The sequence below is a fragment of the Streptomyces kanamyceticus genome (assembly GCF_008704495.1).
In the GTDB taxonomy this organism is placed as follows: domain Bacteria; phylum Actinomycetota; class Actinomycetes; order Streptomycetales; family Streptomycetaceae; genus Streptomyces; species Streptomyces kanamyceticus.
Window position 1 is genome coordinate 8,881,293 of record NZ_CP023699.1, and the last position, 25,983, is coordinate 8,907,275.

25 protein-coding genes are annotated in these 25,983 nt (G+C 72.2%); 8 read left to right on the plus strand and 17 right to left on the minus strand.

What is annotated here, in order from left to right; genetic code table 11:
- Window positions 1-93: 93 nt before the first annotated feature.
- Window positions 94-1,614 (minus strand): MFS transporter, encoded by a 1,521-nt coding sequence (locus CP970_RS38540; RefSeq protein WP_079043911.1) that lies wholly within the window; start codon window positions 1,612-1,614, stop codon window positions 94-96.
- An 89-nt stretch (window positions 1,615-1,703) separates the two neighbouring features.
- Here CP970_RS38540 and CP970_RS38545 point away from each other — a divergent pair, with 89 nt between their 5' ends.
- Window positions 1,704-2,105: a MarR family winged helix-turn-helix transcriptional regulator gene (locus tag CP970_RS38545; RefSeq protein ID WP_055554044.1), complete on the plus strand. Its 402-nt coding sequence runs from the start codon at window positions 1,704-1,706 to the stop codon at window positions 2,103-2,105.
- 27 nt (window positions 2,106-2,132) lie between these two features.
- Here the strand turns inward: CP970_RS38545 and CP970_RS38550 are convergent, their stop codons facing one another.
- Both CP970_RS38550 and CP970_RS38555 read right to left on the minus strand, forming a co-directional pair.
- The gene (locus CP970_RS38550) at window positions 2,133-2,879 is read right to left on the minus strand and encodes a maleylpyruvate isomerase family mycothiol-dependent enzyme (RefSeq protein ID WP_055554094.1); all 747 of its coding nucleotides are present in this window, start codon (window positions 2,877-2,879) and stop codon (window positions 2,133-2,135) included.
- Window positions 2,880-2,953: 74 nt separating this feature from the next.
- On the minus strand, window positions 2,954-4,234 hold the full coding sequence (locus tag CP970_RS38555) for an MFS transporter (RefSeq protein WP_055554046.1): 1,281 nt from the start codon (window positions 4,232-4,234) through the stop codon (window positions 2,954-2,956).
- A gap of 141 nt (window positions 4,235-4,375) precedes the next feature.
- Between CP970_RS38555 and CP970_RS38560 the strand changes: the two genes are divergently transcribed.
- Window positions 4,376-5,608: an ROK family protein gene (locus tag CP970_RS38560; protein ID WP_055554048.1), complete on the plus strand. Its 1,233-nt coding sequence runs from the start codon at window positions 4,376-4,378 to the stop codon at window positions 5,606-5,608.
- Here CP970_RS38560 and CP970_RS38565 read toward each other — a convergent pair.
- Together CP970_RS38565 and CP970_RS38570 are read right to left on the minus strand one after the other, a co-directional pair.
- A complete protein-coding gene (locus tag CP970_RS38565; protein ID WP_055554050.1) occupies window positions 5,605-6,831 on the minus strand; it encodes an MFS transporter in 1,227 nt (408 codons plus the stop codon). The genes CP970_RS38560 and CP970_RS38565 overlap by 4 nt on opposite strands.
- Window positions 6,832-6,943: 112 nt before the next feature.
- The gene (locus CP970_RS38570) at window positions 6,944-7,543 is read right to left on the minus strand and encodes a TetR/AcrR family transcriptional regulator (protein ID WP_055554052.1); all 600 of its coding nucleotides are present in this window, start codon (window positions 7,541-7,543) and stop codon (window positions 6,944-6,946) included.
- A 225-nt stretch (window positions 7,544-7,768) separates the two neighbouring features.
- Here CP970_RS38570 and CP970_RS38575 point away from each other — a divergent pair, with 225 nt between their 5' ends.
- Window positions 7,769-8,350 (plus strand): DUF4352 domain-containing protein, encoded by a 582-nt coding sequence (locus CP970_RS38575; protein ID WP_063806209.1) that lies wholly within the window; start codon window positions 7,769-7,771, stop codon window positions 8,348-8,350.
- Here CP970_RS38575 and CP970_RS38580 read toward each other — a convergent pair.
- The 4 genes from CP970_RS38580 to CP970_RS38595 are packed head-to-tail and all read right to left on the minus strand — an operon-like array spanning window position 8,343 to window position 10,912.
- Window positions 8,343-9,269, minus strand: coding sequence for a phosphotriesterase family protein (locus CP970_RS38580; protein WP_107099078.1), 927 nt, complete (start codon window positions 9,267-9,269; stop codon window positions 8,343-8,345). The two genes, CP970_RS38575 and CP970_RS38580, sit on opposite strands and share 8 nt — an antisense overlap.
- Window positions 9,266-9,850: a DUF4865 family protein gene (locus tag CP970_RS38585; RefSeq protein ID WP_055554056.1), complete on the minus strand. Its 585-nt coding sequence runs from the start codon at window positions 9,848-9,850 to the stop codon at window positions 9,266-9,268. The genes CP970_RS38580 and CP970_RS38585 overlap by 4 nt, the downstream gene beginning before the upstream one ends.
- Window positions 9,851-9,897: 47 nt before the next feature.
- A complete protein-coding gene (locus tag CP970_RS38590) occupies window positions 9,898-10,293 on the minus strand; it encodes a (R)-mandelonitrile lyase (RefSeq protein ID WP_055554059.1) in 396 nt (131 codons plus the stop codon).
- Window positions 10,294-10,324: 31 nt separating this feature from the next.
- A complete protein-coding gene (locus CP970_RS38595) occupies window positions 10,325-10,912 on the minus strand; it encodes a TetR/AcrR family transcriptional regulator (protein WP_055554061.1) in 588 nt (195 codons plus the stop codon).
- 161 nt (window positions 10,913-11,073) lie between these two features.
- Here CP970_RS38595 and CP970_RS38600 point away from each other — a divergent pair, with 161 nt between their 5' ends.
- The 3 genes from CP970_RS38600 to CP970_RS38610 are packed head-to-tail and all read left to right on the plus strand — an operon-like array spanning window position 11,074 to window position 14,731.
- A complete protein-coding gene (locus CP970_RS38600; RefSeq protein WP_055554064.1) occupies window positions 11,074-11,367 on the plus strand; it encodes an SHOCT domain-containing protein in 294 nt (97 codons plus the stop codon).
- Entirely contained in the window at window positions 11,364-12,164 is an 801-nt protein-coding gene (locus CP970_RS38605; RefSeq protein ID WP_055554066.1) for an ABC transporter ATP-binding protein, read from the plus strand. The genes CP970_RS38600 and CP970_RS38605 overlap by 4 nt, the downstream gene beginning before the upstream one ends.
- Entirely contained in the window at window positions 12,161-14,731 is a 2,571-nt protein-coding gene (locus CP970_RS38610) for an ABC transporter permease (RefSeq protein ID WP_055554068.1), read from the plus strand. The genes CP970_RS38605 and CP970_RS38610 overlap by 4 nt, the downstream gene beginning before the upstream one ends.
- 32 nt (window positions 14,732-14,763) lie before the next feature.
- Here CP970_RS38610 and CP970_RS38615 read toward each other — a convergent pair whose 3' ends face one another.
- The gene (locus CP970_RS38615) at window positions 14,764-15,243 is read right to left on the minus strand and encodes an ATP-binding protein (protein WP_079043913.1); all 480 of its coding nucleotides are present in this window, start codon (window positions 15,241-15,243) and stop codon (window positions 14,764-14,766) included.
- Between the two features lie 197 nt (window positions 15,244-15,440).
- Entirely contained in the window at window positions 15,441-15,770 is a 330-nt protein-coding gene (locus CP970_RS38620; RefSeq protein WP_055554072.1) for a hypothetical protein, read from the minus strand.
- Between the two features lie 329 nt (window positions 15,771-16,099).
- Between CP970_RS38620 and CP970_RS38625 the strand changes: the two genes are divergently transcribed.
- Complete coding sequence (locus tag CP970_RS38625) at window positions 16,100-17,197, plus strand: L-cysteine desulfhydrase Cds1 (protein WP_055554074.1); 1,098 nt, start codon at window positions 16,100-16,102, stop codon at window positions 17,195-17,197.
- Window positions 17,198-17,226: 29 nt separating this feature from the next.
- Here the strand turns inward: CP970_RS38625 and CP970_RS38630 are convergent, their stop codons facing one another.
- Window positions 17,227-17,706: an SRPBCC family protein gene (locus CP970_RS38630; RefSeq protein WP_055554077.1), complete on the minus strand. Its 480-nt coding sequence runs from the start codon at window positions 17,704-17,706 to the stop codon at window positions 17,227-17,229.
- An 88-nt stretch (window positions 17,707-17,794) separates the two neighbouring features.
- Window positions 17,795-18,691 carry a DeoR/GlpR family DNA-binding transcription regulator gene (locus tag CP970_RS38635; protein ID WP_055554079.1) on the minus strand — a complete coding sequence of 299 codons (897 nt, stop codon included), beginning with the start codon at window positions 18,689-18,691 and terminating at the stop codon, window positions 17,795-17,797.
- 283 nt (window positions 18,692-18,974) lie between these two features.
- On the opposite strand from CP970_RS38635, the gene CP970_RS38640 reads away from it, so the two are divergent.
- On the plus strand, window positions 18,975-21,269 hold the full coding sequence (locus tag CP970_RS38640; protein WP_224059377.1) for a hypothetical protein: 2,295 nt from the start codon (window positions 18,975-18,977) through the stop codon (window positions 21,267-21,269).
- Here CP970_RS38640 and CP970_RS38645 read toward each other — a convergent pair.
- The 4 genes from CP970_RS38645 to CP970_RS38660 all read right to left on the minus strand — a co-directional run bounded on the left by CP970_RS38645 (window position 21,229) and on the right by CP970_RS38660 (window position 25,906).
- The gene (locus tag CP970_RS38645; protein ID WP_055554083.1) at window positions 21,229-23,637 is read right to left on the minus strand and encodes a right-handed parallel beta-helix repeat-containing protein; all 2,409 of its coding nucleotides are present in this window, start codon (window positions 23,635-23,637) and stop codon (window positions 21,229-21,231) included. The genes CP970_RS38640 and CP970_RS38645 overlap by 41 nt on opposite strands.
- 174 nt (window positions 23,638-23,811) lie before the next feature.
- Window positions 23,812-24,417 carry an Rv1733c family protein gene (locus CP970_RS38650; RefSeq protein ID WP_055554097.1) on the minus strand — a complete coding sequence of 202 codons (606 nt, stop codon included), beginning with the start codon at window positions 24,415-24,417 and terminating at the stop codon, window positions 23,812-23,814.
- Between the two features lie 193 nt (window positions 24,418-24,610).
- Entirely contained in the window at window positions 24,611-25,435 is an 825-nt protein-coding gene (locus CP970_RS38655) for an MOSC domain-containing protein (RefSeq protein WP_055554085.1), read from the minus strand.
- A 45-nt stretch (window positions 25,436-25,480) separates the two neighbouring features.
- Window positions 25,481-25,906, minus strand: a complete 426-nt coding sequence (locus CP970_RS38660) for a DUF6643 family protein (RefSeq protein ID WP_055554087.1) — start codon at window positions 25,904-25,906, stop codon at window positions 25,481-25,483.
- Window positions 25,907-25,983: the final 77 nt, after the last annotated feature.

Consider the following 25,983-nt stretch of genomic DNA (forward strand, 5'->3'; position numbering starts at 1 on the left):
AACGCCCGGCGCCCACGACCGGGGAGATACGGTGGCCGCTCCCGGCGGGCGAGCAATTGCCTGCCAGGAGCGGCCAGTTGGGGCGTCAAGGGGTCAGTCTCGGGCGGCCACCGGCTCCCGTTCCACCGGCTCCAGGTCTGCCAGCCCCTGATCCGCCGCCCCCTGCGGCACCGACTTGGCGACGACGGCACTCTCCCGCGTACGCGACGTCCGCAGCCCGGTGAGCATGACGAGGAGTCCCGCGACCGCGATGGCGGTGACCACGATCAGGCCGGGCCGGAAGGTGTCCAGGACTGCCTGCGGCGACGCGTCGCCGTCGTGCGACGACGCGGTGACCACGGCGGTGACGACCGCGAGGAAGATCGCGCCGCCCACCTGGATCGAGGTGTTGAGCAGGCCGGACACCATGCCCTGCTCGTCGTCGTCCACGCCGTTGGTGGCCTGGATGTTGAGCGAGGGGAAGACCAGGGCGCACGCGAAGCCGAGCAGGATCATCGACGGCAGGACCACCGCCGCGTACGCCGGGGTCAGACTGATCCGGAGGAAGAGCGCGTAGGAGGCAACGAGCAGCACGAACCCGGCCACGATGACCCGCGGGGTGCCGAACCGGTCGATGACCGAGCCGACCTTCGTCGACGACAGGGCGACGAGCGCGCCCGCGGGCAGGAAGGCGAGCGCGGTCTCAAGGGCGGACCAGCCGAGCAGCGACTGGAAGTACTGCGTGGCCAGGAACTGGAAGGAGACGTAGCCGCCGAAGAACGTCATCGCGCCCAGCTGTGCCCGCAGTTGAGGTCCCGAGCGCAGTACGCCGAGCCGGATCAGCGGGCTGGCGCTGCGCAGTTCGACGCGTACGAAGACGGCGAGCAGCGCGGCGGCGACGAGGAACGACAGGAGCGTGCGGGCCGAGGCCCAGCCCGCCTCGGGGGCCTCCACGACGGTGAAGACGAGCAGCAGCATGGCCGCGGTGCCGGTGATGGCGCCCGGGATGTCGTAGCCGCCGGTGTTCTTCTCGCGGGCGCTGCGCGGGATCAGCTTGATGCCCGCGACCAGCGCGAGCAGGGCGATGGGCGCGGGCAGCAGCATGGTCAGGCGCCAACTGGCCTCGGTGAGCAGGCCGGAGAGGACCAGGCCCATGGAGAAGCCGGTGGCGGCGCAGGTGGTGTAGATGGTGAGCGCGCGGTTGCGGACCGGGCCCTCGGCGAACGTCGTGGTGATGATGGAGAGACCGGCGGGTGCGGTGAACGCGGCGCTCAGCCCCTTGATGAAGCGGCTCGCGATGAGCAGTGGCCCGGAGTCGACGAAGCCGCCGAGCAGCGAGGCGAGCGCGAAGACGGCGAGCGCGATCAGGAAGACCCGGCGGCGGCCGAGCAGGTCGGCGGCCCGTCCGCCGAGGAGGAGGAGTCCCCCGTAGCCGAGGATGTAGCCGCTGACGACCCACTGCAGGGTCGAGGTGGAGAGGTCGAGTTCGGAGCCGATGGAGGGCAGGGCGACGCCGACCATCGATACGTCGAGTGCGTCGAGGAACATCGCGGCGCAGAGCACCAGCAGAGTGCCCCACAGACGCGGGGTCCAGCGCTCCGGGGACGTGGAGACAGCTGTGAGCGGAGAAGTCATGGGCAGTAAGGTACATGCACATGCATTGGATGCAAGCGCATTTAATTCCAATGCAACAAAGTGCGGATTCTCTGCTACCTTGCGATGTCATGGCGGCGAAAACGGCCGAGCAAGGGCTCGTGGACCAATGGCGCGACATCCTCGCGGTGCATGCGCGTACCCTGTGCGAGCTCGATCGTGAGCTCCATCCGCACGGCCTGGGAGCGAGCGACTTCGAGGTGCTCGACGTCCTCGCGGAGGGCTCGTCGGACGACGGCGGCTGCACATTCCGCGTCCAGGAGATCTCCTCGCACGTCCATCTGAGCCAGAGCGCGCTCTCCCGCCTGATCGGACGTCTGGAGAAGGACGGCCTCGTGGAGCGCGGCATGTGCAGCGAGGACCGGCGCGGCGTGCGCGTCTCCCTGACGGACAAGGGGCGCGAACTCCACACGGAGGTGCGGCCCTTGCAGCGGGCGGTCCTCAAGCGCATGCTCGCGGGGACTACGGACTGACGCTCGCGCGGGGCGCGTCGGCGGCGGTCAGCTCATGACGATGGCCGACTTCTCGCGCCACAGCGCCGCGAGCGAACGGTCCCCGCTCACCTCGGGGAACGGCAGTCGGTTCCACAGCGCCGGATAGAGCCGCGCCGCGGGACCGGACACCTCGCAGTCGGCGGGAGCCGTCGAGCCGCGCTCGGTGACGGGCGGCCCTTCCGAGAGCCGCACCGTCCAGCTCCCCTCCCCGGGCGCGTCCGTGGCCCGCACCCGCAGCACCCGCGGTACGTCGCTGCGCACCTGACTCCTGGACCGCGCGTGGAAGCCGAACAGCAGCTCCTCGATCCCGTCCACCGCGAACGCGGTGCGGATCGGCGAAAACGACGTACCGCCGCGCGCCGACTCGGCGTCCATCCGGTGGACCGTCGTCTCGTGCGCCTGCCGCCGGGCCCAGAAGGCCAGCGGCGAGGGGGCGGGCAGGAAGGCCCAGCACTCGACGTCCGGCGGCGCGCCGTTGAGCGTCTCGACGAGCGCGGCGTGCCCCTGCCGGAACCAGCCGACGAGCGCGTCCCCTTCGAGATCGGGAACCTCGCCGCCGAGCTGGTACGCGGTGCGCCGCTCCGTGATGAACGCGGCGGCCCAGCGGTGCACCATCCCGGTGTGCCGCAGCAGGTCCCGCACCTGCCAGCCGGGACAGGTGGGCACCTTCGCCTCGGTCCCCGCCTCCTCGGCGGCCCGCGCGAGCAACTGGCCTTCGTCGTCGACCACTTGGATGAGTGCGGAAATCTCCATCGTCGTCATGCGGAAGATTCTGGCGGGAGATTCCGCTGGATGGGGCGAGCCCGAACCGGAACCTCCGGATGATGTCAGACCGTTTCCGTACGCTCCGTACGCTCTGTACGTGCGGCGGGCTCCGCATGCTCCGTACGCTCGGTGTGCCGCGTCGCGAAGCCGATGAGCGCGGCCGTGGCGGCGAGCAGCGCGACGCTGGTCAGCGCCGCGGGCAGCGAGTACCAGTCCGCCATGAAGCCGATCAGCGGCGGCCCCACCAGCATGCCGCCGTAGCCGAGCGTCGAGGCGGCGGCGACCCCGCCGGGACCGGCGAGCGCGCCCGCGCGTTCCACGGCCACGGGGAAGATGTTGGCGAGTCCGAGCCCGGTGACGGCGAAACCGGCGAGCGCGAGGCCCGTCGAGGGGGCGAGCGCGCCGAGCAGCATGCCGACGCAGGCCGTGGCGCCGCCGCCGACCACCGTGCGAGTCCTGCCGAGGCGTTCGAGGAGCGTGGTGCCGGAGAGGCGCCCGATGGTCATGGCGAAGGCGAAGCAGGAGTAGCTCGCGGCGGCCACGCCCGGGTGCGCGTGCAGGTCCTGCTCCAGGTGCAGCGGGCCCCAGTCCGCGATCGCGCCCTCGCCGTACGCGGTGCACAGCGCGATGAGCCCGAAGACCAGCACGAGGCCGCGGGTGCGGCGGTCCATGCGGTGGGGCGCCCGGGCGCCAGGGGCCGGGCGCGCGTCCGGGTTCGAGGAGTGCTCGCGCAGCCGGTCCGGCGCGCCGTCCCGCAGCAGTACGGGCGCGGTGACCGCGGTGACCGCCAGGCCGACGACCGTGATGCCGAGCAGGTGGGGCGTGGGGGAGAGGTGGCCCGCGACCAGGCCGCCGAGGCCTGCGCCGATCATGCCGCCGAGGCTGAACGCCGCGTGGAAGCTGGGCATCACGGGGCGGCGCAGCGCGGCCACCAGATCGACCGCCGCGCTGTTCATCGCGACGCTGATCCCGCCGTACGCCGCGCCGAAGAACAGCAGGACGAGGCCAAGTACGAGCACCGAGTCGGTCAGCGGCGGCAGCGCGACGCTGAGCGGGAGCAGCACACCGCAGGCCACGGTCGTCTGGAGGCTGCCGTAGCGCCTGCAGAGCCGTCCCGTGAGCGTCATCGTGATCACCGCGCCCGCGGAGACGGCGAGCAGCGCGAGGCCCAGCTGGCTCGCCGACGCCCCGGTCTGGTCCTTGATCGCGGGGATGCGGACGACCCAGCCCGCGAAGACGAAGCCGTCGAGCGCGAAGAAGACGGTCAGCGCGACGCGCAGGCGGCGCAGGCCGGGGGCGGTGGGCCGCGGCGCTGCGGTCCCGAGTTTGTTTCGTAGCGGCACAAAGTCACACTAGGGGTGTTCCCGGGTCGCGCACAACACGATGGCGCGATGGCCGAAGATGTGCGGTCGCCGAAGGGCGGAGGAGGAGCGGATGACGGCTGAACGGCGAGGCGGTGTACGGATCATGGGAGACTCGCCCACATGAACGGCAAGGCTGCCCCCCGCGGCGAGGGGGAAGTGTCCACGCGCACCCGTCTGGAGCGGGGGCGCGGCGCGCTGGGTCCCGCGCTCGAACTCGTCCACACCGGCCGGGCCCCCACCCGTGCCGTGCTCACCGCCGAGCTCGGGGTCACCCGCGCCACCGCGGGTGCCGTCGCCGCCGAACTGGAGGCGCTCGGCCTGATCAGGATCGACGCGAAGCCGAGCGCGGCCGCGGGTTCGCAGGGCAGGCCCTCGCACCGGCTCTCCGTCGTCGAGACGGGGCCCGTCGCGCTCGCCGCGCAGGTGCACGCGGACGGGTTCCGGGCGGCCCTGGTCGGGCTCGGCGGCCGCATCGTGGCGACCGCGCCCGGCTGCGAGGCCGTCGGCGCCGACCCCGCCCAGGTGCTCGGATCGGTGGTCGAGGCGGGCGCCCGGCTGCTGCGCGAGACCGGCAGGCGGTGTGTGGGCGCGGGTCTCGCGGTGCCGTCGGCGGTCGCCGAGCCCGAGGGCACGGCGCTCAATCCGCTGCACCTCGCCTGGCCAGCGGGCTCGCACGTCCGTGAGATCTTCGCCGATCGCGTCCGCGAAGCGGGCATCGAGGGACCGGCGTTCGCCGCCAACGACGTGAACCTCGCCGCGCTCGCCGAGCACCGGCACGGCGCCGGGCGCGGCGCCCGCGACCTGCTCTGTGTGGCGACCGGGCACCGCGGGGTCGGCGGCGCCCTGGTCCTCGACGGCCGTCTGCACACGGGCAGTTCGGGCCTCGCCCTGGAGGTCGGGCACCTCACGGTGAACTCCGAGGGGCAGGCCTGTTACTGCGGCGGCCGCGGCTGCCTCGACGTGGAGACCGACCCCCTCGCCTTCCTGACGGAGGCCGGGCGCGCGCCGGGCCCCGAGGGTTTGCTCGTACAGGCTCGCGAACTGATCCGCGGCTCCTACGCGGACCCCTCCGTGCGCTCGGCGGCCGAGGTCCTCATCGACCGCCTCGGCCTCGGGCTCGCGGGTCTGGTCAACATCCTCAACCCCGACCGGATCATCCTGGGCGGCCTGCACCGCACGCTCCTGGAGGCGGACCCGGAGCGGCTGCGCGCCGTCGTCGCCGACCGGAGCCTGTGGGGGCGCAGCGGCGGCGTGCCGATCCTGGCGTGCACGCTGGACTACAACAGCCTGGTGGGGGCCGCCGAGCTGGCCTGGCAGCCGGTGCTCGACGACCCCTTGGCGGCGCTGGGTTAGACGGGCTGGGTGCTGCGCTCGGCGGGCTGGTCGTCCAGTCGGGCGGGCTCGGCCGCGTCATCGGCGCCGGATCGGTCCGCCGTCCGGCGGTGCAGCAGGTCGGGAAGGAGCGTGCCGAGCCCGAGGACCGCGAGGCCCGCGCCGATCCACAGGGGCGCCCGCAGGCCGTGCGCGTCGATGGCGGGTCCGCCGACGGACGTGGCGATGATGACGCCGAGCGTGATGAACGACGAGTGGACGGTGTTGACCAGCGGCCGCGCGTTGCTGGCCCGCTGCACCCGGGTGATCAGGGCCGGGTTCATGGTGACGCCGACCAGGCCGACGCCCAGCATGAACAGCACGGCGGGGACGGTCAGTTGGGCGAAGAGCGCGAACCCGACGAGGAAGGTCAGGTTGAGCGCGAGACCCACCACGAGTACGGGCAGGGCGCGGCGGTCGGCGAGCCTGCCGACGACGGTGTTGCCGATGACGGTGGCCGCGCCGTACGCGATGAGCAGCAGCGGGACGGTGCCGGTGGAGAAGCCCGTGACCTTGGTGAGGATCGGGTTGAGGTAGCTGAAGGCGGAGAAGGTCGCGCCGATGGTGAAGGTGCTGGTGATCATGACGAGCCAGAGGCGCGGGCTGCGGAAGGCGCCCACCTCCTGACGGAGGCCGCCACCGGCCTCCTCGGCCTCGCCGTCCGTGTGCGGCACGAACGCCAGCGTGGCGAGAGCGGCCAGTACGGTCAGCGCGGTGATGGCCCAGAACGCGGCGCGCCAGCCCAGGTGTTCGCCGACGACGGTGGCGAACGGAAGCCCGAGCAGGGTCCCCAGCATCAGCCCGTTGAGGACCACGGCGACGGCGCGGCCGCGCACTTCGGGGCGGGTGATGCGCGAGCCCAGCGAGATGGAGACGCCGAAGAACGCCTGCGAGGCGATGCCGGTGAGCACGCGGGCCACCAGCATGGTGCGGTAGTCGGGCGCGAGCGCGGCGAGCACGTTGCCCGCCAGGAAGATGCCGAACAGCACCATCAGGGCGGACTTCTGACGCATCTTCAGTACGGCCACGGTGAGGACGGGTCCGCCGAAGGCCATCGCCGCCGCGAAGGCGGTGATGAGATAACCGATCTCGGGGATGGTGGCGTCGAGCCCGTCGGCCATCTGGGGCATCAGTCCTGCGACCACGAATTCGCTGGTCACCATGGCGAAGATGCCGAGGGCCAGTACGTATACGGCGCGGGGCATGGGTGGGCTCCTGTCAGGCATGAGTATTGGATAGATCAGTACAAAAAAAGGGCATGCGGAGGCATGGAGGCGCGGAGGGCCCTGTGGGGGCGGTTCCGGCGGCTCGTGCCGGTCAGTGCACCGCCAGCGCGTCGAGCGCGGTCCCGGCGATCGCCTCCAGGGCGGCGCGGTCGGCGCCGCCCTGCGCGGAGACGCGCATGCCGCCGATGACGGCGTTGAGGTAGCGGGCGAGGGTGTCGGCGTCGCGCTTCGGCGTGATGTCACCGGCGAGCTGCCCCGACCGGACGACGGCGCCCAGTGACGCGAGCCGGAACTCCAGGTCGCGCGCCAGCATCCCGGCCGCCTCCGCGTCGCGGGAGGCGAGCCCGACGGTCGTGTTCACGGTCAGGCAGCCGATGCTGTGATCGTCCTGCCGGGTCGCGAACTCGCCGTCGATGACCCGGTCGAACAGTGCGCGCAGCCGCTCCGTCGCGGGCCGCTCCACGTCGTCGAGGATCGCGGTCTGACCGGCGTTCATCGTCTCCATGTAGCGGGCGAGGGCCCGCCGGAAGAGGTCGTGCTTGCTGCTGAACGTGTTGTAGATGCTGCTGCGGCCCAGTCCGGTGGCTTCGCACAGGTCCTGGGTCGAGGTGGCCTCGTAGCCCTTCACCCAGAAGGCGTGCATCGCCGCGTCCAGGGCCCGCTCCTCGTCGAAAGTCCTCGGTCGGGCCATGGGGGAACCGTACCCGTTTTGGAACGTGCGGTGCAATACGGCGTGGGGCGCACGGTGCGATACGTGCGCAAGGGCTGGCGCGCGCCGGGCGAGAACATCGGAAGGTCACATGCCGGTGGCATTCCAGTACCGGTTCCCGCACGATGCCCACGAGGGGGCCTCCCCCCGGCGCCCGGCGGGTTCACCATGAGCCTCCTCCTACCGGCACTTCCCGAGGAGGTCACGATGCGCCGACTCATCGCAGCCGTCGTCCTCTCAGTCCTCGCACTCGGCACCACGGCCTCCTGCGGTGGTGATGACGGCGGCGTCGTCACCGACCCGAAGTCCACGTCCAAGTCGGCCGATTCCAAGGGCGGTTCGAAGTCCAAGAAGCCCGACGCGGACGACGGCAAGGCCGAGCTCGGCGACACGCTCTCGCTGAAGGGCCTGAACAGCGGCACCCGGCTCGACGCGACCATGGAGAAGTTCGTCGCCTCCGCGGAGTCGTCCAACGATTTCCTCAAACCGGCCGCGGGCAAGAAGTGGGTCGCCGCCCGCCTGAAGCTGGTCAACAAGGGAGGCAAGACCTATCAGGACGCCCCCAGCAACGGTGCGCAGGTGACCGACAAGAAGGGGCAGGGCTTCCATGCCACCGTCGTCGAGGTGACCGCTGGTCCTTCGATGTCCGCGTCCCTCAAACTTCCGCCCGGTGACACGGCCAGGGGCTGGCTGGTCTTCGAGATCCCGAAGTCGTCCGTCGTCGTGAACGTGCAGTGGACACCCGATTCGGGGTTCGCCCCCGACACCGGCCAGTGGAAGGTCAGCTGACGCCCCACCGCACCCCGAACGCCCGCCCCGGATTGACCGTCAGGATCCGCTCCACCAGCTCCTGGCCCACGGCGAGTTCGAGACGGGGACGCACTCCGCGCAGCAGGTGGGGCATGCCGGGGCCGCCGTTCACCGAGCGGGCCCCCGCCGTGGTCGTGTCACCGCCCAGGAGCAGCCGGTCGCCGAAGCCCGCTTCGGCGAGCGCCCGTACGGCGTCCGGCATGCGCCAGTCCGTGGCGTGGTGGGCGCGGGACGGACCGTCGAAGGCCAAATAGGCGCCTGCTTGCGCAGCCTGATGGTGGATCAGCAGGTCGGGAGAGCGATTCAGGTGGCCGAGGACCACTCGCTCCGGCGGGACGTCCAGTTCGCCGCAGAGCAGGTCGAGTACGTCCAGGGCGCCGGTGCCCAGCTCCAGGTGGACGGTGATCGGGGCGCCCGTGGCGTGGTGCGCCTCGGCCGCAGAGCGCATGGTCCACCGGGCGTGCGCGTCGAGCCCGTGGAAGCCGCCCGCGACCTTGATGAGACCGGCCCGCACGCCCGAGTCGCCGATGCCTGCGGTGAGTTCGCGGATGAAGACGTCCGTGAGACCCTCGCCGCGCAGCTCGTCGAGCAACTCCGGTGTGTAGTGGGCCGCTTGGTGCAGTCCCGTCGCTGCGACGATCCGTATGCCCGTCGATCGGGCCAGCGCGGGCAGCCGTCCGGCACGGCGCCCCATCCCGTACGGAGTCCACTGGATGACGCTCTGCCCGCCCGCCGCGCCGAACGCCGCCAGCTCGCGGGCCGCCGCGTCGGCCGAGTCCAGCTCCTGGCCCGGCAGTTGAGGACTCCTGATGAACACGTGGTCATGCGCGTCACACGTGCCGAGCTCGGCAGGGGGGATGTCGCCGAGGACCGTCCGTACGGTGCGGGGCGCGCTCACCACTGCCGACCCCGCGTCAGCTCGTCCCGCTCCGGTGCCGACAGGTGCAGGACGTCGAAGACGTCACCGACGCCGTGCGGCGAAGCGTGGTCCCAGAGCGAGAAGTGCACCGCCTCCCAGGCATGCGGGTCGATGGCGACCGCCGCGCTCACCGCCCCGTCCTGCCGGGCCAGCCGCTCCGCCTCGTGGGCGAGTTCGACGGCGTACTCCGGCAGTGGGGTGCGTGCCGGTATCCGCTGCGCGCGTCGGATCGCCGCCTTGGGCGTGGCCGATGCGGCGGCTCCCTCCTCGTAGGCGAGGACCGTCCAGTTCCGTACGTCGGGCCGTCCGAAGTCGTCCGCGAGACCCCTGAACCCCGGCCCCCAGAGGAAGGAGTTCATGCCCTCGGGGCTGTTCCAGAGGTAGAACGGCGCGTACTGGTTCACGGGCGAGCCGTCCCTGCCGCGTTCGCGCGTCAGATACGCCTTGAGGCCCAGCCCGGGGAAGTCGTCGAGCAAGTGCCCCTTCGTCGCCACCCGGTGGCGGATGATGCCCATGTCGTAGTCGGCGGGCAGGGTGATCTCGTACTGCATGGCGTGCACGGCGTACTCCTCAAAGAGTGTGTGGGGACTGTCGGTTGGCTACCGGGTCAGCTGTTGGGGTCGGCGTCGTCGACCAGTTCGCCCCAGGTCACGGTCGTGCCGTCCACGGCCGCCTCGACCGCCGCCAGATGCGTCATGAACGTGCGCGGCCCCGCCCCGTGCCAGTGCCGCTCGCCCGGCTCGATCCAGACGGTGTCGCCCGCACGGATCGGCTCGACGGGACCCCCTTCGCGCTGTACGCGTCCCTCGCCCTCGGTGACGTGGAGGACCTGGCCGTGTGGATGGGTGTGCCAGGCCGTGCGGGCGCCCGGTGCGAAGTGCACGCTGAACATCCGCAGCCGGGAAGGGAGTTCGGGTGCGGCGATCTCGTCGAGCCAGACCGCGCCGGTGAAGTGCTCGGCGGGGCCCTGCTTGCTGTCCGGGCGGGTTCGGGTGATGTGCACCGTAGGGATCCTTGCTCGGTGGTGGGGTGGGTTACGGGCGGGCGGGTGCGGCCGCCCGTAGCAGCGCGAGCAGCCCGCGCACGCCCGCGTCGAACGCGGCGGGCGATCCGGCAGAACGGGCCAGGACGTAGCCGCCCTGGACCGTCGCGACGATCGCCGAGGCGATCTCGCCCGCGTTCAGGGACGGCGTGAACTCGCCCTGGTCGCAGCCCTCTTGGACGATTCCGGCGAGCCGGTCGCGCAGCCAGTCGAGGGTCTCCGTGACGGGTGCGCGCAGCTCGTCGCTCGCGATGACGTCGGGGTCCATCGTGAGCCTGCCGACCGGGCAGCCCCGCAGCACGTCGCGCTCGCGCAGCAGGTACGCCTCCACGCGCTCGTACGCCGAACCGGGCCCGGCGAGCACGGCTTCCGCGGTGGCGCGCATCTCCTCGGCCGTGCGCCGGATCGCGGCGAGTGCCAGATCCGGCTTCCCCGCGAAGTGGTGGTACATGCTGCCCTGGCCCGCGCCCGCGTGCTGCTGGATGGCCTTGGGGCTCGTGCCCACGTAACCGCGCTCCCACAGGAGCTCGCGGGTGGCCTCGATCAGTCGCTCCGGAGTGCTCATGAGGACACTGTACATACTAGTAGGTACAGAAGTCAGTCATCGAGGGAGCAGCCGGGCGCGCCATGCGTACTCCCGCGGTGGTACGCGGGGTGCCGCTGCCCGTACGACGACGTGGGGGCCCTGCCGGAGCGACCTTGGAGGCGTCGGAGAAACCGCTCTAGAGGAGATGACTTCAGATGCAGACCCTGGCGCAATGGGACGGCGGGCCCGGCCCGTGGATCCTCTTCTTCCCGCTGATCTGGGCGGCCGTCGTCGTCGGCGCCGTCACCCTGCTCCGCCGCACCGTGTGGCGTGGCCGCCGCGGACCCTTCCGGGCCGCGGGGCACCCGGCGGGCCTCGGGGAGCAGTCGCCCATCGCCGTGCTCGGCCGCCGTTTCGCCTCCGGCGAGATCGACGAGGACGAGTACTGGCGCCGACTGACCGTCCTGAACGAGGAGTTCGGCCGTACCTCCAAGGGCGGCGCGGCATGAGCACCTCGACCGGACGGATCGCGGCCCCCGTGCGCACGGACGCCGCCCGCGTCACCGACGCAGTGAAGGCCTACGGCAGCGGCGACACCGCCGTACGGGCCCTGGACGGAGTGGACGTCGGCTTTCCCGCCGGACGCTTCACCGCCATCATGGGCCCGTCCGGGTCGGGCAAGTCCACGCTGATGCACTGCGCGGCCGGGCTCGACACGCTCACCTCGGGCGCCGCGTTCATCGGCGACACCGAGCTCGGCGCCCTGGATGACCGGCGCCTCACGCTGCTGCGCCGCGACCGGATCGGCTTCGTCTTCCAGGCCTTCAACCTGGTGCCGACGCTGACCGTCGCCGAGAACATCACGCTGCCCATGGACCTCGCGGGCACCCGCGGCGACCGCGAGTGGACCGAGGCCCTGATCGACGTCGTCGGCCTGCGCGACCGGCTGCACCACAGGCCCGCCGAGCTCTCCGGCGGACAGCAGCAACGCGTCGCCGTGGCACGGGCGTTCGCCGGACAGCCCGACGTCGTCTTCGCCGACGAGCCCACCGGGAACCTGGACTCGCGCGCGGGCGAGGAGGTCCTCGGACTCCTCGGCCGCGCCGTGCGCGGGATGGGCCGCACCGTCGTCATGGTCACCCACGACCCGGTGGCGGCCGCCCACGCCGACGAGGTCGTCTTCCTGGCCGACGGGCGGCTCGTGGACCGGATGGAGGCGCCGACCGCGGATCTGGTCCTCGACCGCCTGAAGGTGCTCGACACGGAACCGTCCGCCACGCGGCCCGGCAGGAGGACGTCGTCATGAGCTCCTTCGGCGCCTCCGCGCGCATCAGCCTGTCCTCGCTGCGCGGCCACAAGCGGCGCTTCGCCGGTACGTTCCTGGCCGTCATGCTCGGCGTCGCCTTCCTGGCGGGCACCCTCGTCATGGGCGACACCCTGCGCGCCAGCTTCGACACGATGTTCGGCAACGCGACGAGCGGCACCGACGCGGTCGTCCGCGGCGCGGACACCATCACCACCCCCGACGACAGCCAGGGCACCCGCAAGCCCGTGAGCACCTCCCTGGTCGGGAAGATCGAGAAGACCGAAGGCGTCGCGGCCGCGGCCCCCGACATCCAGGGCGCGGGCCAGCTGCTCGGCAAGGACGGCGAGCCCATCGGCGGCAAGGGCCCGCCCACGCTCGCGGGCAACTGGATCGACGACGCACAGCTGAACGCGTACCAGCTCGCCGAAGGGCGCGTCCCCGCCGCCCCCGGCGAGGTCGTGATCAACCGGGGCGCCGCCGACTCCGGAGACCTGAAGATCGGCGACACCACGACCCTGCGCACTCCCGACCCCGTCCAGGTGAAGATCGTGGGACTCGCGACCTTCGGCGGCGCGGACGGTATGGCGCAGACCACCTTCACCGGCATGACACGGGCCGACGCGGAGAAGTACCTGACGCCGAAGCCCGGCGAGGCCTCGACCATCCAGGTGCGGGCGGGCCCCGGAGTGAGCCAGCGGGAACTCGTGGACGCGCTGACTCCCGTACTGCCCAAGGGAGTCGAGGCCATCACGGGCGAGGAGTCGGCGGCGGAGAACACGGAGAACATCTCCGGCCAGTTCCTCTCCCTGTTCACCAGCTTCCTGCTGGTGTTCTCCGGGGTCGCCCTGCTCGTGGCGACCTTCAGCATCCACAACACCTTCGCCATCGTCGTCGCCCAGCGCACCCGCGAGAACGCGCTGCTCCGCGCGCTCGGCGCATCGCGCCGCCAGGTCACCGCGTCGACCCTCGTCGAGGCGAGCGCCGTCGCCGTGGTCGCGTCGGCCGCGGGTCTCGCGGGCGGCATCGGGATCGCGGCAGGGCTCCAGGCACTCTTCCCCGCCATCGGATTCCCCTTTCCCGAGGGTGACTTGGTGATCAGCGCGCTCTCCATGCTGCTGCCGCTCGCCGTCGGCGTCGTGGTCTGTCTCGGCTCCGCGCTGCTGCCCGCCGTACGCGCCGGGCGCACGGCGCCCCTGGCCGCGCTGCGGGAGACCGCGGTGGATCACTCCGGGGCCTCGCGGGCGCGGGCCTTCGCGGGCGCGGGCCTGGCGCTGGCGGCCGTCGGCCTCGCCCTGACCGGTGTCCTCGTCAGCCCCTCGGTGTGGCTGGCGGGCGCGGGCGCCGTCCTCGCCCTCGCGGCGTTCGTGGTGCTCGGCCCCGTCGCGTCCTCGCGGGCGGTAAGGATCATCGGCGGGCCCCTCGACCGGCTTCGCGGCGTCACGGGCGGGCTCGCCAGGCGCAACGCCCTGCGCAGCCCCAAGCGGACCGCCGCCACCGCGAGCGCCCTGATGATCGGCGTCGCCGTCGTCTCCCTGTTCACGGTCTTCGGCGCCTCACTGAAGGCGACCATGGACCAGACCGTGAACCGCTCCTTCGCGGGCGACGTCGCGATCAGCACCCCGGGATTCGGCGCGGGCGGCAGCGGCCTGAGCCCGAAGCTGGCCCCCGCGCTCGCCGAGCGGCCCGAGGTGGCGACCGCCGTCGGCCTCGGCAAGGGCGCCGCGGAGGTCAACGGCGAGGGCCGCGCGCTGACCGTCACCGACCCCGGACCCTTCGTCAAGTCCTTCGACCTCGGCACGGTCGACGGGTCCCTGGACGCGCTCGGCGACCACGGCATCGCGATCACCCGCGCGGAGGCCGACAAGCTGGACCTGAAGGTCGGCTCCAAGGCGCGACTCGCCTTCGCCGACGGCACGAAGGACACCTTCACGGTCCGCGCCGTCTTCGGGCGCTCCGAGCTCGCGGGCGACTACGTCATCAGCAGGCAGGCCTGGGCCCCGCACCGCGCCCAGGACGCCGACAGCCTCGTCTCCGTGACGTTCAAGGACGGCGTGAGCACGGCCGAAGGCAAGGCGGCGATCGCCAAGACCGCGCAGGAGTACGGGAATCCGGATGTGCAGACCCGCGACGAGTACGCGCAGTCGGCGGCCGGTGGCATCGACATGATGCTGACCCTCGTCTACGCGCTGCTCGCCCTCGCCGTGCTCATCGCGCTGCTCGGCATCGCCAACACGCTGACCCTCGCGGTCCACGAACGCACCCGCGAACTCGGCCTGTTGCGTGCCGTCGGACAGACCAGGGCGCAGCTGCGGGCCATGGTCCGCTGGGAGTCGGTGCTGGTCGCCGCGTTCGGCACGGCGGGCGGGCTCGCGCTCGGCGGCTTCCTCGGCTGGGTGCTGGTCAAGGCGTCCGACGGCGCGACCGACAGCGCCTTCGCGTTCGCGCTTCCGCCGACGCGGCTCGCGGTGGTCGCCCTGGTGGGCCTGGCCGCGGGAGCCTTGGCGGGCCTGCGTCCCGCTCGGCGGGCCGCGCGCCTCGATGTGCTGCGGGCCATCGCCACCGAGTGACGCCCGGGCGGCGGGTGCGGGTCACCGCCCGGTCAGCCGGCAACGGCCGACCGGGCGGGAGCGTGTTCCGCCGACACCGCGCCGTAGCCGGGACAGGCGGGCAGGGCCACCGCGGGGGAGGAGGCGGGCAGCGTGAACCAGACGATCTTTCCCGCCGCGCCCTGCGGGCGCACGCCCCAGCTCTCGCTCACCGCCGCGACCATCGCGAGCCCGCGGCCACAGGTGGCGAAGGGTTCCGCGTCGCGCAGCTGGGGCAGCCGGGGATCGTGGTCGTGCACGGACACCGTGAGGCGGTCGAGCAACAGCTCGATCTCCACCGTGCACACCTTGTCCGGCTCGGCGTGCCGGTGGACGTTGGTGAGCAGCTCGGTGACGCCGAGGGCGGCCTGGTCTATCAAGGGATCGAGATGCCAGTAGCGCAACTGCGCAGAGACGATTCTGCGGACCTGGCCGATCCGCGACGGCAGGGCTTGGAGCTCTACCGTGCAATGCCTGCTTGGCTGGCTGATCACGGCTGCGACTCCCCGAATTGAGGTCCGGAAGAAGACGACGTTCGGATCCAGCAGGGGGCCGCGTGGTCTGCCGCCTGCTGTATGGCCGGCGGGCTGGTTCGCAGCGTCATCGCCGGTAAACCCAGAGTGATGTTGTGAGACCAGAGTGACTCAGGGGGTGCGGGCGTGCAACTCGCGCGAGGGTGCCGCGGGTCCGCTCAGCCTCGCGGCCGCTGCCCGGCGGCCCTGCGGACGGCGTCGAGGAAGCCGCGCACCGTCGGCGGTCCGCCCTCGCCCGGGGCCGGTTCGCGCTCGCCGAGGGTGAGCAGATATCGCTTGCCGTTCACATCGGCGAGGGCCCTGTCGTCCGCGGCGAACCAGGGCTTGCCCGTGCGCACCGCCTGCACCGGCGCGCTGTCGATCTCCGTGCCGTAGCTGGTGAGCAACTCCAGCCTGCCGTCGGTGATCCGGACCTGTCCCGCCCGGGTGAGGGAGCGCAAGCGCCGCCCGATCCGCACGCCTGTGGCTGTGAACTCCGGCTCCGCCATGACGCTCCGCCCCCTAGTGCGCTTCGGTGAATCGCTTCGATCGGGACGGGCGTCCCGCTGCGTCGCAGTCTGCCCGCACCCGGCGTCGAGCACCAGTACGCATGACGACGTCCCGCCAGGTCGAAGAGACCTTTACCGAGGCTACTCCTGACCTTTGCCGACCGCTGCGCCAGCAGTGCCTTTGAGGTGCTCAAAGGTGTGTTTATGCAGGTGAGAAGCGTGCGGAGGGTGTTTAAGATCGAGGTGTACGGCCGCGTCGAATCGCGTCCGGCACGACGCGAAGGAGTTCCGCGGTGAGCACCCCCCACCCCGTTCGAGCCGACGAACCGATGCCCACGCTCGACGTGGACCACAGCGACGACGAGTACCGTGCCTGGCTGAAAGAAGCCGTCCGCAAGGTCCAGGCCGACGCCAACCGCTCGGCCGACACCCACCTGCTGCGCTTCCCGCTGCCCGAACAGTGGGGCATCGACCTGTACCTCAAGGACGAGTCCACCCACCCCACCGGCAGCCTCAAGCACCGCCTCGCCCGCTCGCTCTTCCTGTACGGCCTGTGCAACGGCTGGATCCGGCCCGGGCGCCCTGTCATCGAGGCGTCCAGCGGCTCGACGGCCGTCTCCGAGGCCTACTTCGCCAAGCTGATCGGCGTGCCCTTCATCGCGGTGATGCCGCGTACGACCAGCGCCGAGAAGTGCCGACTGATCGAATTCCACGGTGGCGGGTGCCACTTCGTGGACGACTCCCGCACGATGTACGCCGAGTCGGCCGCCCTGGCCGTCGAGACCGGCGGCCACTACATGGACCAGTTCACGTACGCGGAACGGGCCACCGACTGGCGCGGCAACAACAACATCGCCGAATCCATGTACCAGCAGCTGAAGTTGGAGCGCTACCCCGAGCCCGCGTGGATCGTCGCCACGGCGGGTACCGGCGGCACGTCGGCGACCATCGCGCGCTACGTGCACTACAACCAGCACGACACCCGCATCTGCGTCGCCGACCCGGAGAACTCCTGTTTCTTCGACGGGTGGACCAAGAACGACCCGGACGCGACGAGCGACTGCGGATCACGCATCGAGGGCATCGGAAGGCCCCGCATGGAGCCGAGCTTCGTGCCCGGCGCGATCGACCGCATGATGAAGGTGCCGGACGCGGCGTCCGTCGCCGCCGTGCGCGCCCTGGAGCAGGCCATCGGCCGCAAGGCGGGCGGCTCCACCGGCACGGGCCTGTGGAGCGCCCTGAAGATCGTCGCCGAGATGGTGGCGGCGGGCCGCACCGGCAGCGTCGTCACCCTGATCTGCGACGGCGGGGACCGCTATCTGGACAAGTACTACTCGGACCGGTGGCTGGCCGAACAGGGCCTGGACATCGCACCGTACGGGCAGGCGATCGAGACGCTGCTCGCGACGGGGGCGTGGCCCGAGTAGGGCGATGTCCCGAGTGTCCCGGGCGGTCGTTACGCCTCGGCCGCCGCGAGCCGCCGGTCGAGCGCCGTGACCGCGTCGCGGAACGCCCGGCCGAGGCCCGAGCGGCCGAGCTTGAGCGTGCCCCGGAACACGGCGGTACCGTCCACGGCGAACGTCCACTGCACGCGGGTGCCCGGTCCCGCCGGGGTGAGCCGCCATTCCTCGACGAGGGCGCGCAGTCCTGGCGCGTTCGACTCGTCGATGCGGTAGGCGTACCGCTCGGGACCCTCGGCCACGAGGATCGACTCCTGGAAGCGGGTGCCGCCCTTGAGGTGGACCTCGCGGCCCTTGCCGCCGTCGGTGGGCCTGCACAGGGTGACCGCGGTGAACCACCGCGGCCAGTCGGTCACCTCGTCGGCGAGGGCGCGATAGACGGCCTCGGGGGATGCGCTCACCTCGCGCGCGAAGACCAGGCGCAGTGGAGCGGACTCTATGAACTCAAGCCCCACAGGGCTCAGTTGGCGTGCCATCGAACGCTGACCCCCAGCGGAATAGGGCGGTGACCCGGCATGGCCACCATAGCTGGCGGCCCGTCAGATGTCTGCGTGGGCCCGGCCGTTACAGATCCGCCGCCGGACCAGCCGCTTCGGCCGCGGCCGCCTCGCCGGTCGTGTCCTCGGTGTCGTAGGCGCCGGCCGCGCTCTCCGGCTCGCCCGCGACCACAAGGCGGTGCAGATGCTCGGAGATCTCCGTACGCGCGTCCGCGGGCAGCCCCGCGTCCGTCACCAGCGTGTCGACCTGGGTCAGTGCGGCGAACGAACTCAGGCCCACCGTGCCCCACTTGGTGTGGTCGGCGACCACGATGACGCGCCGCGCCGACTGCACGAGACGCCGGTTGGTCTCCGCCTCTGCGAGGTTCGGCGTCGACAGACCGGCCTCCGGCGATATGCCGTGCACACCGAGGAAGAGGACGTCGAAGTGGAGTGCGCCGATCGCCTGGTCGGCCACCGGGCCCACCAGCGAGTCCGAAGGGGTGCGCACGCCGCCGGTGAGGACGACCGTCGCCGCGCCCTGGCGCTGGCCCGAGCTGCGCTGCGCGGAGTGGAAGACGTCCGCGACCCGGACCGAGTTGGTGACCACCGTCAGATCCGGCACGTCGAGGAGGTGGTGTGCGAGCGCGTACGTCGTCGTGCCGCCGGAGAGCGCGATCGCCGTGCCCGGCGACACCAGCGACGCCGCGGTCCGCGCGATGTCCTCCTTGGCGGTCAGCTCGAGCCCGGACTTGGCCTCGAAGCCCGGCTCGTGCGTGCTCGCCTCGACCACGGGCACCGCGCCGCCGTGCACCTTCTCCAGGACACCCTGGCGGGCGAGCGCGTCGAGGTCGCGGCGGACCGTCATGTCCGAGACACCCAGCTTGCGGGTGAGTTCGTTGACGCGGACCCCGCCGCGGCGGCGCACCTCGTCGAGGATCAGGGCACGGCGCTGCTCGGCGAGGAGGTTCTGATTCTCGCTCAATCCCGGTCAGGCCCTTCTGCCTCGTCACACCCCTCGCGCCCGTCCGGCGCGCTGCCTCATCCTCGCACGCGGCACCGACACCCGTGCCACCGCCCGCAGGGCGTGCGCGCGGCCGGAACGGGGAGATTCCGTGACGGTCGATGCGCCGGGGCCCGAGAGCCGGGATCCTTGTCCCCCGTACACCACGCATCTCGGGGGAAGCTGAACAGTGGAGCGTGCGACGCAGGACGAGACCGCCCTGGAACTCCTGGTCCATGGAGTCGGGGGAACCACACCGGAAGAGATGCTCGGCGATCCGCGGACCGTGCGGGTCTCCGGGGACGAGACGGCGGCCGTCTTCCGCCGCACGGAGGACGTCGACGCCGAGCGGCGCCCCGACGACTACCGGGGCAAACCCGTGCCCGAGGCGTACGTCTGGTGCAACCTCACCTCGGGCAACGGCTCGCGCGCCCTGTGGCTGCTGCTCCTGCCCTTCATGGTGGTCAACCTCGCGCACTGGATGCGCCCCACCTCCCGCCACCGCAAGCGGCTCGTACGCACCTACGGCCTCCTGGTCCGCCTCACCGGCCTCACCCTCACCGTGCTGCTCGTCGCCGCGGCCTGCGAGGTCGCGCTCGACCTGACGGCCTGGCAGTGCGCGGGCACCCCGCAGTGCGCCGACGAGCGCGCCTGGCTCGGCTTCCTGTCGGCCGACGCCCAGGGACACGGCGGCTGGTGGTCCCAGCCCGGCCGCCGCCTCGCCCTCGCCGCGCTCGTGCCCGCCGCGCTCACCGGCCTGCTCTGGTACCTCTCGCACCGGACCTGGAGCGCGTACGAGTCCGTGCGGCCGCTGCCCCACCAGGCCGACCCGGAGGAGGAGACCAGCCGTACCGCGCTCGGCAGGCCCGGCTTCTGGTACGGCCGCAGGCTGGTGGCCCGGCTGCGCGCGGCCCACACGGCCGCCGGGTTCCTCACCGTCGCCGCGGCGGTCGGTGCCCCGGCCGCCCGCCAGGACCGGCGTCCCGGCGGCCCCGGCCTGCTCGACTCCCTGGGCTGGCTCCTGAACTCAACCCTGCTGCTCGGCGGGGCCGTTGTGGTGTGGGTGGTGTGCCGCAGGGGGCGCAGCGAGAATAAGCTCGACCGCGGGCTCGACAGGACCCTGGTGCGCTGGCTCCCGGTGAGCGCGCTCGCGCTGCTCGGGCTCGTGCTGCTCTACGCGGGGTGGTCGCGCCCCGGCTGGCGCTCCGAGGGAAGGCTGCCGGGCGACGCGACGTTCGGCGGCATCGCGCTCGTGCAGGGCATCCTGGTCCTCGCCCTCGCGGTGGTGGCGTACTTCCTGTTCCGCACGTCGCCCGACTCGCGCACCGCCATCCGCGGCTTCGGCGGCCCCGCCGTCGCCATGCTGGCCTGCGCGCTCGGCGGCGTGATGTCCGGCGGCGGCGCCCAGCGCGTCGCCGACTGGCTGGACGGCGGGGGCTCGCCGGGCGCGGGCGGCACCATCGACGGGCCGCCGGTCCTGCTGACCTGGCAGGCCTCCGTGATTCCGCCGCTCCTGGTCGTCGTCGCGCTGCTGTGCGCCTGGTTCGGCATCCGCACGCTGCGGCTCAAGCGCCGCGAGATGGAGCGGGTGGCCCTCGACTACCCGGACGAGGAAGAGCGCGAGGACTCCGAGCGCACCCGGCGCATCGCGAGCAAACGCGCGCGTGCCACCCTCACCGACCGCGCACCCGTGCTCGTCGGCATCATCTCCGCGGTGACGCTGCTGCTCGGCACGGGCGCCCTCACCGGCGCGTGGCTGACCGAGAAGGTGCCGGGCAAGGCCGCGCGGGGCGAGCCCGACGTGGTGGAGGCGGCCGCGCAGACCGCGCAGGCGCTCGGCTCCTGGCTGATCGGCCTCGGCTTCATACTCTTCGTCACCTGGGGCCGCCGCGCCTACCGCGACCCCTCGGCCCGCCGCACCATCGGCATCCTCTGGGACGTCGGCACCTTCTGGCCGCGCGCGGCCCACCCCTTCGCCCCGCCCTGCTACGCCGAGCGCGCGGTGCCCGACCTGACCTGGCGCATGGCCGCCTGGACGCGCTCCACGGGCGGCAGGCTCGTCCTCTCCGGGCACTCCCAGGGCAGCGTCCTGGCCGCGGCCGCCGCCTGGCAGCTGCGCCCCTCGGTCCGCAGACGCGTCGCCCTGCTCACCTACGGCTCGCCGCTCGAACGGCTTTACGGCCGCTGGTTCCCCGCCCACTTCGGCCCCGCGGCCCTCACCTCACTGCACCGCGAGGTCGACTGCTGGCGCAATCTGTACCGCGCCACGGACCCGATCGGCGGCCCCGTACGCCTGCCCGGCGAATGCGGCCCGCAGGTCGACAGGGACGCCCTCAAGGACCCGCTCGCCTACGGCCGTACGGAGGCGCACCCGCTGCCCGCGCCGATCCTGGGCCACGGCGAGTACCAGACCGACCCGGCCTTCGCGGAGGAACGCGCCAGGCTGCTCGCCCGCCTCAAGCACAGCGTGCCGCCGCCACGACCGCCGGGCGCGGAGGTCCCGCAGGTGCCGGAAGCCGTCACACCAGCTCCGGCAGATCCTCCGGATACAGCAGCGTGAGATCGTCCGTGCTCGGCTCGCCGACCTGGGCGACTCGTCCCGCGTGCCGCTCCACCATCGCCTCGAAGGTCTGCCGCGCGGTGCGGCCGTTGCCGAACGCGGGCCCCTTGGGGAGCGCGGTGAAGTACTTCAGGAGCGCCTCGGAAGCACCCGTGCCGAGGCGGTACTCGTGCTCGTCGGCCTGCTGCTCCACGATCCGCAGGAGTTCCTCGGGCAGATAGTCGCTGAAGGTGATGGTCCGCGAGAAACGGGACGCCACACCGGGGTTGACCGAGAGGAAGCGCCGCATCTCCTCGGTGTAACCCGCGACGATCACCACCACGGCCTCGCGGTGGTCCTCCATCAGCTTCACCAGCGTGTCGATGGCCTCACGGCCGAAGTCGCGTCCGGAGTCCTCGGGCGAGAGCGCGTAGGCCTCGTCGATGAACAGCACACCGCCGCGCGCCCGGTCGAAGGCCTCCTGCGTACGGATCGCCGTCGAGCCGATGTGCTCGCCGACCAGGTCGACGCGGGACACCTCGACGAGGTGGCCGCTCCGCAGGACGCCGAGAGAGGCGAGGATCTCGCCGTAGAGCCGTGCGACGGTGGTCTTGCCCGTGCCGGGGGAGCCGGTGAAGACCAGATGGCGCCGGACCGACGCGGCCTTGAGCCCGGCCTGCTGCCTGCGCCTGCCCACCTCGATCATGTCGGTGAGGGCGCGCACCTCGCGCTTGACGCTGTCCAGGCCGACCAGGGCGTCGAGTTCGCCGAGCACCTCCTTGGAGGCGCGGGTGGCGGCAGGCTCGGGCGCCGCGGGCCCCGGAGCCTGCTGGGCGGGCACGGAGCCGAGCAGCCCGACGGTCTGCGTGGCCGTCTGTACGGCGGGAGTCTCCTGCGCGGCGGACGTCGGCGTCCGCAGGCCGCCGCTCTCGTCGCTCGTGCAGTCCTCGACGAGCGGCCCCTCCTCAGAGAACTCGAAGCCGCCGCGCGCGCACCGTTCCGTACGACACTTGCGCAAGGTCGTACGGCAGCCGTCGATGACGTGGAAGCCGTACCCGCCGCTGCCGGAGACCCGGCAGCCGTGGAAGGTGCCGCGGCCGCCCGCGGAGACGTAGAAGCCCGCCTCGGCGGGCGAGTCGACCGTGCAGCGTTCCAGGGTGGGGTCCGCGCCCTTGGTGACGATCACGCCGGTCTGCACGCTGTCGACCGTGCAGTTGGCCAGCGTGCCGCCGCTGCCGTGGTCGCGGAACCACGCGCCCGTGGCGGCCTCGCGGATGCGGCAGTCGTCGAGCTGCGCCGTCGCGCCGTCGCTCACCGACACCGCGGTGTTGCGCACCTGGGAGAGGTCACTGTCGACGACGTCGGCGCGCGAGCCGCGGTCCAGGACGAACAGGGCGTCGGGCACGTCGTGCACCCGGCAGGACTCCAGGACGGCGGTCGCGCCGTCGGAGACCCACACCGCCGGATAGTCGCCCGTACTGTCGTGGATCTCGCACTGGTTGGCGTCCACGCGCGTGCCGGGGTCCCACACGGAGAGGCCATTGCGCCCGAACTGGCGCACCGTGGACCGGGTCAGCGTGAGCACCGAGCGCGAGCGCAGGTCGATCGCGTTCTCCGGGATGTCGTGGATGCGGCAGTCGGCGAGGGTCAGCACGGCGTCCGTGTCGAGCGTGACTCCGTCGGACGTGGTGCGGTGCACGTCGCAGTCGGTCAGGTGCGCCGTGGCGCGCCCGGCGATCTGCACCCCGGCGCCCTTGACCTCGTACACCTCGCAGCCGATGGCCTCGAGCCCGGTGTGCTCACCGGTCACCGAGAGCCCGGCGCCCGACGTGTGGTGCACGCGGCAGCGCTCCAGACGGGGATGCGCGCCGCCGCGCACCGCGACACCGGACTGGCCCGCCGCGACGATCTCGCACTCCTCGTAGACACCGCCGCCCCCGTCGAGCACGGCGATGCCGATGCCGCCCGGGTTGTCGACGGTGCAGCGGCGCACCGTGGGGCGCGCGCCGCCGCGCACCTCGATGCCGGTCGCGGAGCGCGTCACCACGCGGATGTCGGTGAGTTCGGGGGCGCCGTCCTCGACGAGCAGCGCGGGCGCGGAGGAGTCCTGGCCCTCGATGTGCAGGTCCTGTACGAGAGCGGAGGCGCGGACGGTGAGCGGTACTCCCTCGGAGGGCGCGATGCGCACGGAGCCGGGGGAGCCCTCCGGGCCGCGCAGGGTCACCGCACGCTGGATGACGAGGTTCTCGCGGTAGGTGCCGGCGTTGACGGTCAGTACGTCCCCGTCGCTCGCGGCCTCCAAAGCAGCGGCGAGCGATGCGTATTCGCCGGTGCGGCGCCGCCACCGCGACGTGCCGGTGTGCGTCACCTGGACCGTGCCCTGTGCCATGGAGTTGCTCTGCCCCCACCTCGTCGTACGCGGGATCTCGCGTCGATGGCCGCTTCGTGCGGTGTCGATGCGCGAGGAGCCGAAGAGTTCGGCCGGTCCACCGTAGCGCGCGCGGGCAAGGCGAGTTGACCCGATGCCCAGGCTCTCACCTGCGTGACCGCGCGGGCGGGCCGTTCAGGAGCCGGTGCCGGTCCTGCCCCAGTCGGGGCCCGCCTTGTCCCATGCCTGGTCCCAACGGGCATAACGCCCGCGCGCGATGCGCCAGAGGATCAGCTTCCTGGTCCCCTCGACCAGTCCCGCCGCGGCCGTGGCCGCGCCGAATCCGGCGAGGACCGCGTGGGTCGTCGCGGTCGCGCCGTCCAGCGGCCTGCCGACCACGCGGCCGCTCGCGTCGGTCCAGATCGTGAAACGGTCGCCCGGGTCAGGGGCCTTGAGGTCGGACATGACCACGCCCGAGCGCTCGATGCCGTCCGGCGCGATCCAGTGGGCGAGTACGCGGCTGTGCGCGTCCCGCGCCGAGGAGGTCTCCGGGTCGGGGTCGATCGGGGGAGCCGCGACCTTCCTGGTGACCGTGGCGACGGTCTCGTGGCGGCTCTCGCGCTGGTGCCGGATGGAGGTCAGCAGGGCCTCGCGGGTCAGCTCCGTGGTGACGACGGCGGCCACCGGGACGGCCACCAGGATGAGTACCAGGGCGGCGAGAGCCACCCACGCCTCGACCAGATCGGTCCTGCGGCGCAGCGGATTGTGCCGCCAGCGCCAGAGTCCGGCGATCGCTCGCAACAGTCCTGCACCCCCTTCCGCGTCCGTCTCGACCGGTGACGGCACGGCCCACGCTCAGGTGGGGGAAGAGAGCGGCGCCACCTTCGACGTCGCTCCTGGTCGCCCTTCTCTATGATTCCACGATTCCCTGTCGCTCAACGTCCGTGCCCCGCCTTCGAGTTCCCCACTCGGCGGTGATCATTCAGGACGGAGGTCAGTCAAGGACGGTGACCGGATCGCCGACGCGCAGGACACCGGTCGATTCGGGCACCAGGTTCTGCCCGAAGACGAGTTGGTCGCCGAAGCGGCGGTGGCGCGCGAGCGTGCGCAGGGGCTCCTTGCCGCGCTCCGCGGTGTCCTGGTCGGTGGTGGTCACCACGCAGCGCCCGCACTTCTTGGCGACGCGGAAGGTGACGTCCCCGATGGCGACGCGCGACCAGTCGTCCTCGGCCCACGGCGGGGTGCCGTCCACCACCACGTTCGGCCGGAACCGGTTCATCGGGAGCGGGCCCTCGTCGGCGTGATCGCCCTGCGCGATCAGTGAGTTCAGGGCGTCGAGCGAGGAGAGCGTGGTGAGCAGCAGCGGATACCCGTCGGCGAAGCTGACCGTCTCGCCGTCCTTGGCGTACGCGGGGTCGATGGGGCGGCGCTTGGCGGGGTCGTCGAGGTGGACGAGGCGCACCTCCGTGTCGAGGTGGGCGCTGAACCAGGCGTCCGCCGCGGCGTCGACGGGCACCGCCTCGACCTGGTCCCGCCAGATCTCCACCGTGACGGTCTCGAGGGGCTCGGGCACCGCGATCGTCAGCGGTTCGAGGCCGGGCGCGGACACGCGAATGCCGCCGTCGGGCAGTTGCTCGACGGCGGCCAGCGCCATCCGCGGATGCGGTCGTTGCGAGACGAACCGCCCGTCGCTGTCGACCAGCAGCCATCGACGGTCACCCGCGAGCCCCCAGGGCTCCACGACGGCCTCACGCGGTGCGTGCCCCCTGGCCGCCTTGAGCGGGTGGACGTGGATCGAGCGAAGTGCTGGGTTCGACATGCGGCCATCCTGCCAGCAGCCACTGACAGGGAAGGCCGCGGGCGATCAGTAGCCGCGGTAGGGGCGGTTGTACGGATCCTCGTACGACGCGGGCGCGGGGCGCGGCGCCGCTGGGCGCATCGCCTCGTAGCCCGTGCCGGTGGCGGGACGCTGGGGCTGGGCACCCGGGTAGCCGCGGGGCGGCGCGGCCTGCTGCGGGATGTACGGCGCGGGGGCCTGCTGCAGCGGGGCGTGCTGCTGGGCCGACTGGTAGCCGTACGCCGGGTTGTGGTGGGAAGGCGCGGCCGGGAGCGCGGGCAACGCGGCCGGGAGGGCGGGCAGGTGACTGCCGGTGTCGTACGCGGACGGAACTCGAATCGGGGCGATCTGAGGAGTGCCCCGCTCTGCGACGAGAGAGTCGTAGATCGGAGTGTCCGGGAAGGACGGCGCGGAGTAGTAACCGCCGCCATAGGTGGAGCGGGGGGAGGTCATACTCCATAAGTTAAGCCCTTGATGTGCTGGTTGGGGAGACCGATAAGAGGGTTGTTTTCCGTGTCGGCAGTGACTAC